Raw genomic sequence first — 7318 nt, forward strand, 5'->3', positions numbered from 1 at the left:
ACCCCGCGTCCGTCTGTCGCCTGAGCGACACTTCATATTGTCTCTTCATTAAGAAGAATTGGTTGCGGGGGCCGGATTTGAACCGACGACCTTCGGGTTATGAGCCCGACGAGCTACCAGGCTGCTCCACCCCGCGTCCGTGGATGCGCACTATACACCTGGCGCGTGACGATGCAACCCCTTTTTGCGCTTAACGGGTGAAATCCATAAGCAGTTGCTGAATAATGTCGCATCCGGATGAAAAAACGTACAGATGTGAAGGCGATGGCGGGTGGCAGATTTCATTATGACCAGGGCTTTGCTATCGTCGCCGGGCGAACAACCGACAACAAGAGAGAGTCATGAACGGACACCGGGTAAAGTATGCACTCACTGGCGCATTTCTGGCGCTATTAGCGGGTTGTAGCTCAAAGCCGACCGATCGCGGTCAGCAATATATTGATGGCAAGCTGGAGCAACCGCTCGGGCTGGTTAATGAGCCTAATGCCAAAGGGCGTCCGGTTAACGGGCAGGATTTCGGCCTGCAGGTGCAGCAGATTCAGTCCGCTTCCTCGCGTCTGTTCAGCCGTAATAATGACACCTACAGCGCTATCCAGAACTGGCTGCTTTCGGGTGCAGATACGCGTCAGCTGCGTCAGTTCGGCCTGAATGCGTTTCAGATGGAAGGCACCGACAATTATGGCAACGTGCAGTTTACCGGTTACTACACGCCGGTAGTGGAAGCGCGTTATACCCGGCAGGGCGAGTTTCAGTATCCTATTTACCGCATGCCGCCGCGCCCGCGCGGGGCGAAGCTGCCGAGCCGCGCCGGCATTTATAGCGGCGCGCTCGATGAGCGCTACGTTATCGCCTGGAGCAACTCACTGATCGACAACTTTATGATGGATGTGCAGGGCAGCGGCTACGTCGATTTTGGGGACGGACGTCCGCTGCGCTTCTTTGGCTACGGCGGTAAAAATGGCTGGGCTTATCACAGCATCGGTAAAGAGCTGATCGATCGCGGTGAAGTCAAACGCGAAGATATGTCGATGCAGGCCATCCGGCAGTGGGCTGAGGAGCATTCACCGCAGGAAGTGCGTGATGTGCTGGAGACCAACCAGTCCTTTGTCTTCTTTAAACCTGAAGAGTACGTGCCGGTGCGGGGTGCCAGCGCAGTTCCGCTGATTGCCAAAGCGTCGGTTGCCTCTGACCGCTCTCTGATCCCGGCGGGCACGGCACTGCTGGCGGAAGTGCCGCAGCTGAATGCAAAAGGTAAGTTCAACGGTAAGTATGAAATGCGTCTGATGGTGGCGCTGGACGTCGGTGGCGCAATCAAAGGCCAGCACTTTGATATCTATCAGGGCGTAGGCCCGGACGCCGCACATCTGGCCGGCTTCTATAACCACTACGGCCGCGTCTGGGTACTGAAGACGGCTCCCGGTGCCGGGCAGCCGCTGTTCAGCACTGCGCAAAACGGCAATAACGGTTCACTGCTGACCGGTGCAAATTGATACACTGACAGCCAGCTCTCTGCAGGAGAGTACATTATCGGGTGCGCCACGCGGCGCACCGCATTCCGGAGTAAAGGTCAGATATGAAAGTGGTAAGCGACGCCTGGCGACAGCGCTTTGGCGGAACGGCGCGTCTTTATGGACAGGAGGCGCTGCAGCAGTTTGCAGAGGCGCATTTCTGCGTAATTGGTATTGGCGGCGTAGGCTCCTGGGCCGCTGAAGCGCTGGCGCGTACCGGCATCGGACACATTACGCTGATCGATATGGATGATGTCTGTATTACCAATACAAACCGGCAGATCCATGCGCAGCAGGGCAATGTCGGTCAGGCAAAAACGGAAGTCATGGCCGCCCGTATCCGCGCCATCAATCCGGAGTGCATTGTCACCTGCATTGACGACTTTATCACGCCGCAAAACACCGCCGAATTGCTCTCTGCCGGGTTTGACTATGTGATTGATGCCATCGACAGCGTGCGGCCGAAAGCGGCGCTGATTGCCTGGTGCCGGCGTAATAAAGTCCCGCTTATTACCACCGGCGGGGCAGGCGGACAGATCGATCCCACGCAGATTCAGGTCAGCGATTTGGCGAAAACCATCCAGGATCCGCTGGCGGCTAAACTGCGCGAGCGCCTGAAAAGTGATTTTGGCGTGGTAAAAAACAGTAAGGGCAAACTGGGCATCGACTGCGTGTTTTCCACTGAAGCGCTGGTCTATCCGCAGCCCGACGGCAGCGTATGCGCCTCGCGCAGCACGGCAGAAGGCCCGAAGCGGATGGATTGCGCTGCAGGCTTCGGGGCGGCAACCATGGTGACCGCCACGTTTGGATTTATCGCCGTATCGCACGCGCTGAAGAAGTTTCAGGCGCGCAGGGCGCGTCAGGCTGCCTGACGCGCCGCGCGCATTACCGCCTCTGCCAGCGCCTGCAGGCCGCTGCTGCGTGACGCGCTCAGCTGCGCGCGCAGTCCCAGCGTATCAAACAGCGCCAGCGGATCCTGCGCCAGCAGCTGTGCCGGGGTTTTTCCTTCGGTGGCGGTCAGCAGCACGGCCAGCAGGCCACGCACAATCCGCCCCTCACTGTCGCCATAAAAATGCAGCGTGCCGTCAGGCAGCTGCTGGCTGCTGAGCCAGACGCGGTTTTCGCAGCCGCTCAGCTCGATCTCCGCACACTTCAGTTCTTCCGGCAGCGCCGGCAGCTGACGGCTGAGCTGAATCAGCTGCCGGTAGCGATCCTCCCACTGCTGAAAGCGGGCAAACGTATCGGTCAGCCCCTGGGCGGTGATCGTATGGCCAAAGGGGTGGGGAGCGAGCAGGGTTGTCATGAGATTATTCACCTAAAAGGTTCACGGCGCAGTGCATGGCGCGCACCAGCGCATCCACATCCTGCAGGTTATTATAAGGCGCGAACGAGACGCGCAGCGTACCGCTGACGCCCAGAGCTGCCATCAGCGGCTGCGCGCAGTGCTGCCCGGCACGCAGCGCAATGCCCTGTTCAGCCAGCAGCGTGACGATATCGCTGTGATGGATCCCCGCAATATCAAAGGCAAGCAGGCTGGAAGAGCCGCAGCGGAAGCTGCGAAAGCCGGGCAGCGCGCTTAGCTGCTCTTCGGCCAGGCAGGCGAGCTGCTGACTCCACATCTCCGCTTTTTCCTGATGATGGTGCGACAGCCAGTTCAGCGCCGCGCTGAGGCCCACCACACCTGCCACGTTGGGCGTTCCGGCCTCAAAGCGCCACGGTACCGGCTGCGGCGTAAATCCGCTGAAGTCAACCTGCGTCAGCATTTTGCCGCCGCCCTGCCACGGCTGCATCGACTCCAGCAACTCTGCTTTGCCATACAGCACGCCAATGCCCATCGGACCATAAAGTTTGTGGCCGGAAAACGCATAGAAGTCGATATCCAGCGCCTGCACGTCAGGCGGGCAGTGCACCACGCCCTGCGCGCCATCCACCATGACCTTTGCACCCGCCTCATGCGCCAGCGCGATAGCCTGCGCCAGATCCGGACAGCCGCCGGTGACGTTTGACATCTGGCTCACGGCCAGCAGGCGGGTGCGCGTGTTGATCAGCTCCGGCAGCAGGGCAATGTCGGGTCGGCGATCGGCTCCCAGCGGCCATTTCACTACCGTGGCGCCGCTTGCCTGAGCCACCATCAGCCACGGCACCAGGTTAGCGTGATGCTCCGCCTCGCTGACGATGATTTCATCACCCGGCTGCAGGCACGGTGCCAGCCAGCTGTACGCCACCAGATTGATCGCCTCAGTGGTGCCGCGCGTCCAGACAATCTGCCGATCGTCAGCGGCATTCAGCCACTGTGCGACCACGCCGCGCGCCTGTTCATACTGTGCCGTCAGCGCACGCGCCGCAGCAAACTGGCTGCGGTGCACGGTGCCGGCACTGAGCGAATAGAACTGTGCGGTGGCATCAATGACCGCCTGCGGCTTGAGCGCCGTGGCGGCGCTGTCAAGATAGACGCCGGCATCGTTTAGCGCAGGAAACTGCTGACGAAAAGCGCCAGGAGAGAAGATGGTCATATCGGGCCCACTCCGGTGATTTAGGGCCAGCCGTAACAGCAGGCTGCAGGCTGGCAAAGCTGTAAAAGCGCGTTATGCTCATTATGGCAAGGTTTGAACCGAAACCCGCATAACCCGTTCGCCATTTTCAGCCGTGCTTTCAGGCTGATGGCGCAATGTCGTGGCTGCGGGCGGTTTAATGCAATCAATCTGCAAGGAGATAGAAGATGAACAAACTTACCGCAGTGCTGGCTGTCTGCACCATGGCATTTACCCTGGCGGCCTGTTCCAGCAACTATGTTATGCACACGAACGATGGCCGCACGATTGTCGCTGACGGCAAGCCAAAAGTTGATGATGATACCGGTATGATCAGCTATAAAGATGCCAATGGCAATGAGCAGCAGATTAACCGCTCTGATGTGAAAGAGATGGTTGAGATGGGGCAGTAAAATTACGCAAAAAAAAGCACCGCAATTTGCGGTGCTACATAAAATCACTTTGGACAGACAGGGTAAATCTCAGGAATTAAAAGTTTGATCTGCAAGATTCAGATCAAAAAATGCAAACACAACATCACGACCACAAGCCAAAAGCTCTCCAAAAGTCTGCGATCTCTCGCACGTTTTCAGAAAACTTTTCGTTCCGGCTCTGGAAGTGCGGCAACTATAGGTATTTGCTGGAGCTTCCTCAACGGACAAATTATAATGTCTCGGATTAAAAAATCTAATAGCTGACGACGTTGTATAAGTTGCAGTTTTACACTATGAATCCATCTGTGGAAAACCATGTCTAAACGCCTTCCGCCGCTCAATGCTTTACGTGTTTTTGATGCGGCTGCCCGCTATCTGAGCTTTACCAAAGCCGCTGAAGAGCTGTTTGTGACCCAGGCGGCGGTGAGCCATCAGATCAAGTCGCTTGAGGATTTTCTCGGGCTCAAGCTGTTCCGCCGCCGCAACCGCTCGCTGCTGCTGACGGAAGAGGGGCAGAGTTACTATCTCGATATCAAAGAGATTTTTTCAGCGCTTAACGATGCGACCCGCAAGCTGCAGGCGCGCAGCGCTAAAGGGGCGCTCACGGTCAGCCTGCTGCCGAGCTTTGCGATTCAGTGGCTGGTTCCGCGTCTCTCCAGCTTTAATATGGCTTATCCGGGAATCGACGTGCGTATTCAGGCGGTAGACCGTGAAGAGGAGAAGCTGGCAGACGATGTTGACGTCGCTATCTTCTATGGCCGGGGCAACTGGCCAGGCCTGCGGGTGGATAAGCTCTACGCTGAATATCTGCTGCCGGTCTGCTCACCGCTGCTGCTCTCCGGCGATAATCCGCTGAAATCGCCCGCCGATCTGGCGCACTTTACGCTGCTGCATGATGCGTCGCGTCGTGACTGGCAGGCCTACACCCGCCAGCTGGGACTGCAGCATATCAATGTGCAACAGGGGCCTATTTTCAGCCACAGTGCCATGGTACTGCAGGCAGCGATCCATGGGCAGGGTGTGGCGCTGGCGAACAACGTGATGGCAGAGAGTGAGATCGAAGCAGGGCGCCTGGTCTGCCCGTTCAATGATGTGCTGGTAAGTAAAAACGCTTTTTATCTGGTTTGTCATGACAGTCAGGCAGAACTGGGTAAAATAGCCGCCTTTCGTCAGTGGATTCTGGAAAAAGCCGCTACCGAACAGGAAAAATTCCGTTTTCGCTACGATCACTAAGTTACCGTTCGCTGCACAGTGATGTGCGGCGGGACCATGAGGATAGATCGATGTCCAGTCGTGCCATGTTTATATTTGCAGCCATCAGCGGCTTCGTGCTGGTGGCGTTTGGTGCGTTTGGCGCGCACGTATTAAGTAAATCGCTGGGGCCATCTGAAATGGCGTGGATCCATACCGGCCTGGAGTATCAGGCTTACCACACGCTGGCGGTAATGGGACTGGGTGCCGCGATGCTGCGACGCGCTAATATCTGGTTTTACTGGAGCAGCGCAGCGATGGCGCTGGGTACCGTTCTTTTCAGCGGCAGTCTCTATTGCCTGGCGCTGTCGCACCTGCAGTTCTGGGTGTTTGTTACGCCGGCGGGAGGATTTTGCTTCCTGATCGGCTGGTTTTTGATGTTGATTGGCGCGCTGCGTCTGAAAACAAAGGCAGAACGCCATGAATAAAGTATTACTCTATTGTCGTCCCGGGTTTGAAAAAGAGTGCGCGGCAGAAATCAGCGCTAAAGCAGCAGAGCGGGAAATTTACGGCTTTCCGCGGGTAAAAGAAGAAGCGGGCTACGTGCTGTTTGAGTGCTATCAGCCAGAAGATGCAGAGAAGCTGCTGCGCTCGCTACCGTTTGCTGAACTGATTTTTGCCCGGCAGATGCTGGTGGTTGGCGAGCTGCTGCGCGATTTACCTCCCGAAGATCGCATTACTCCCATTACCGGCATGCTGACCGGAGTGGTGGAGAAAGGGGGAGAGCTGCGGGTTGAGGTTCCGGATACCAACGAAGCTAAAGAGCTGACTAAATTTTGCCGCAAGCTGACGGTGCCGCTGCGTGCCAGCCTGCGCGCCAGCAATATCCTGCTCAATTATGAGAGTCCTAAGCGGCCGGTGGTGCACGTGTTTTTTATCGCTCCGGGCACCTGCTATGTAGGTTATTCGCTGCCGGAAAATAATTCGCCATTCTATATGGGGATCCCGCGACTGAAGTTTCCTTCTGACGCCCCCAGCCGCTCAACGCTGAAACTGGAAGAGGCGTTTCATGTGTTTGTGCCGGCCGATGAGTGGGACGAACGCCTGGGAAGCGGCATGTATGCGGTCGATCTGGGCGCCTGCCCGGGCGGCTGGACCTATCAGCTGGTGAAGCGCAGCATGTGGGTCTACGCGGTTGATAACGGCCCGATGGCACCGAGCCTGATGGATACCGGACAGGTTACCCACTGTCGTGAGGATGGTTTTAAGTTTCGCCCGCCGCGCAGCAATATCAGCTGGCTGGTATGCGATATGGTAGAAAAACCGGTGCGCGTGGCCACGTTAATGACTGAGTGGCTGGTAAACGGCTGGTGTCGTGAAGCGATTTTCAACCTCAAGCTGCCGATGAAAAAGCGCTATGAAGAGGTCACGCAGAATCTGGCGATGATGGATGAAGCGTTAAAAGCGCAGGGTATCAACGCCCAGATTCAGGCGCGTCAGCTGTATCACGATCGTGAAGAGGTAACGGTACACGTCCGGCGTATCTGGGCTGCTGCAGGCGGTCGCCGCGACGAACGCTGATCTGTCAGCAACGGGCGCCATTAATGGCGCCCCTACGATGATTGTAGGGGACGCATTTATGCGTCCCTGACGT

Annotated in this window: 8 protein-coding genes and 1 tRNA gene; 6 read left to right on the forward strand and 3 right to left on the reverse strand. The window is 57.2% G+C overall.

From position 1 onward, the window contains the following. Positions 1 to 59: 59 nt before the first annotated feature. Positions 60 to 136: transfer RNA gene (locus B4M48_RS00945), tRNA-Met, on the reverse strand. A 205-nt stretch (positions 137 to 341) separates the two neighbouring features. Here B4M48_RS00945 and mltA point away from each other — a divergent pair. Beyond that, positions 342 to 1490, forward strand: a complete 1149-nt coding sequence (gene mltA / locus B4M48_RS00950) for a murein transglycosylase A (protein ID WP_071668551.1) — start codon at positions 342 to 344, stop codon at positions 1488 to 1490. An 83-nt stretch (positions 1491 to 1573) separates the two neighbouring features. Next, the gene (gene tcdA, locus B4M48_RS00955) at positions 1574 to 2380 is read left to right on the forward strand and encodes a tRNA cyclic N6-threonylcarbamoyladenosine(37) synthase TcdA (RefSeq protein ID WP_039379935.1); all 807 of its coding nucleotides are present in this window, start codon (positions 1574 to 1576) and stop codon (positions 2378 to 2380) included. On the opposite strand, the gene csdE is transcribed toward tcdA, so the two are convergent. Together csdE and csdA are read right to left on the reverse strand one after the other, a co-directional pair. Continuing rightward, on the reverse strand, positions 2368 to 2811 hold the full coding sequence (csdE, locus tag B4M48_RS00960) for a cysteine desulfurase sulfur acceptor subunit CsdE (protein ID WP_039379933.1): 444 nt from the start codon (positions 2809 to 2811) through the stop codon (positions 2368 to 2370). The genes tcdA and csdE overlap by 13 nt on opposite strands. Positions 2812 to 2815: 4 nt before the next feature. Then, on the reverse strand, positions 2816 to 4021 hold the full coding sequence (gene csdA / locus B4M48_RS00965; protein WP_071668550.1) for a cysteine desulfurase CsdA: 1206 nt from the start codon (positions 4019 to 4021) through the stop codon (positions 2816 to 2818). A 206-nt stretch (positions 4022 to 4227) separates the two neighbouring features. On the opposite strand from csdA, the gene B4M48_RS00970 reads away from it, so the two are divergent. The 4 genes from B4M48_RS00970 (at position 4228) to rlmM (ending at position 7245) form a co-directional block, all read left to right on the forward strand. Then, the gene (locus B4M48_RS00970; RefSeq protein WP_039379928.1) at positions 4228 to 4452 is read left to right on the forward strand and encodes a YgdI/YgdR family lipoprotein; all 225 of its coding nucleotides are present in this window, start codon (positions 4228 to 4230) and stop codon (positions 4450 to 4452) included. A 336-nt stretch (positions 4453 to 4788) separates the two neighbouring features. Continuing rightward, positions 4789 to 5706, forward strand: coding sequence for a transcriptional regulator GcvA (locus B4M48_RS00975; protein WP_039379926.1), 918 nt, complete (start codon positions 4789 to 4791; stop codon positions 5704 to 5706). A 50-nt stretch (positions 5707 to 5756) separates the two neighbouring features. Continuing rightward, positions 5757 to 6152: a DUF423 domain-containing protein gene (locus B4M48_RS00980; RefSeq protein WP_039379923.1), complete on the forward strand. Its 396-nt coding sequence runs from the start codon at positions 5757 to 5759 to the stop codon at positions 6150 to 6152. Then, positions 6145 to 7245, forward strand: a complete 1101-nt coding sequence (gene rlmM, locus B4M48_RS00985; protein WP_039379921.1) for a 23S rRNA (cytidine(2498)-2'-O)-methyltransferase RlmM — start codon at positions 6145 to 6147, stop codon at positions 7243 to 7245. Before B4M48_RS00980 ends, rlmM begins: the two co-directional genes overlap by 8 nt. The last annotated feature ends 73 nt before the right edge of the window (positions 7246 to 7318 follow it).

Source organism: Pantoea sp. UBA6567 (assembly GCF_002434165.1).
GTDB lineage: Bacteria > Pseudomonadota > Gammaproteobacteria > Enterobacterales > Enterobacteriaceae > Pantoea > Pantoea eucrina.

Bases quoted from the DNA above. Each gene is read 5' to 3' on its own strand.
- mltA (WP_071668551.1), top strand. From the start codon at position 342: ATGAACGGACACCGGGTAAAGTATGCACTCACTGGCGCATTTCTGGCG.
- tcdA (WP_039379935.1), top strand. From the start codon at position 1,574: ATGAAAGTGGTAAGCGACGCCTGGCGACAGCGCTTTGGCGGAACGGCG.
- csdE (WP_039379933.1), bottom strand. From the start codon at position 2,811: ATGACAACCCTGCTCGCTCCCCACCCCTTTGGCCATACGATCACCGCC.
- csdA (WP_071668550.1), bottom strand. From the start codon at position 4,021: ATGACCATCTTCTCTCCTGGCGCTTTTCGTCAGCAGTTTCCTGCGCTA.
- B4M48_RS00970 (WP_039379928.1), top strand. From the start codon at position 4,228: ATGAACAAACTTACCGCAGTGCTGGCTGTCTGCACCATGGCATTTACC.
- B4M48_RS00975 (WP_039379926.1), top strand. From the start codon at position 4,789: ATGTCTAAACGCCTTCCGCCGCTCAATGCTTTACGTGTTTTTGATGCG.
- B4M48_RS00980 (WP_039379923.1), top strand. From the start codon at position 5,757: ATGTCCAGTCGTGCCATGTTTATATTTGCAGCCATCAGCGGCTTCGTG.
- rlmM (WP_039379921.1), top strand. From the start codon at position 6,145: ATGAATAAAGTATTACTCTATTGTCGTCCCGGGTTTGAAAAAGAGTGC.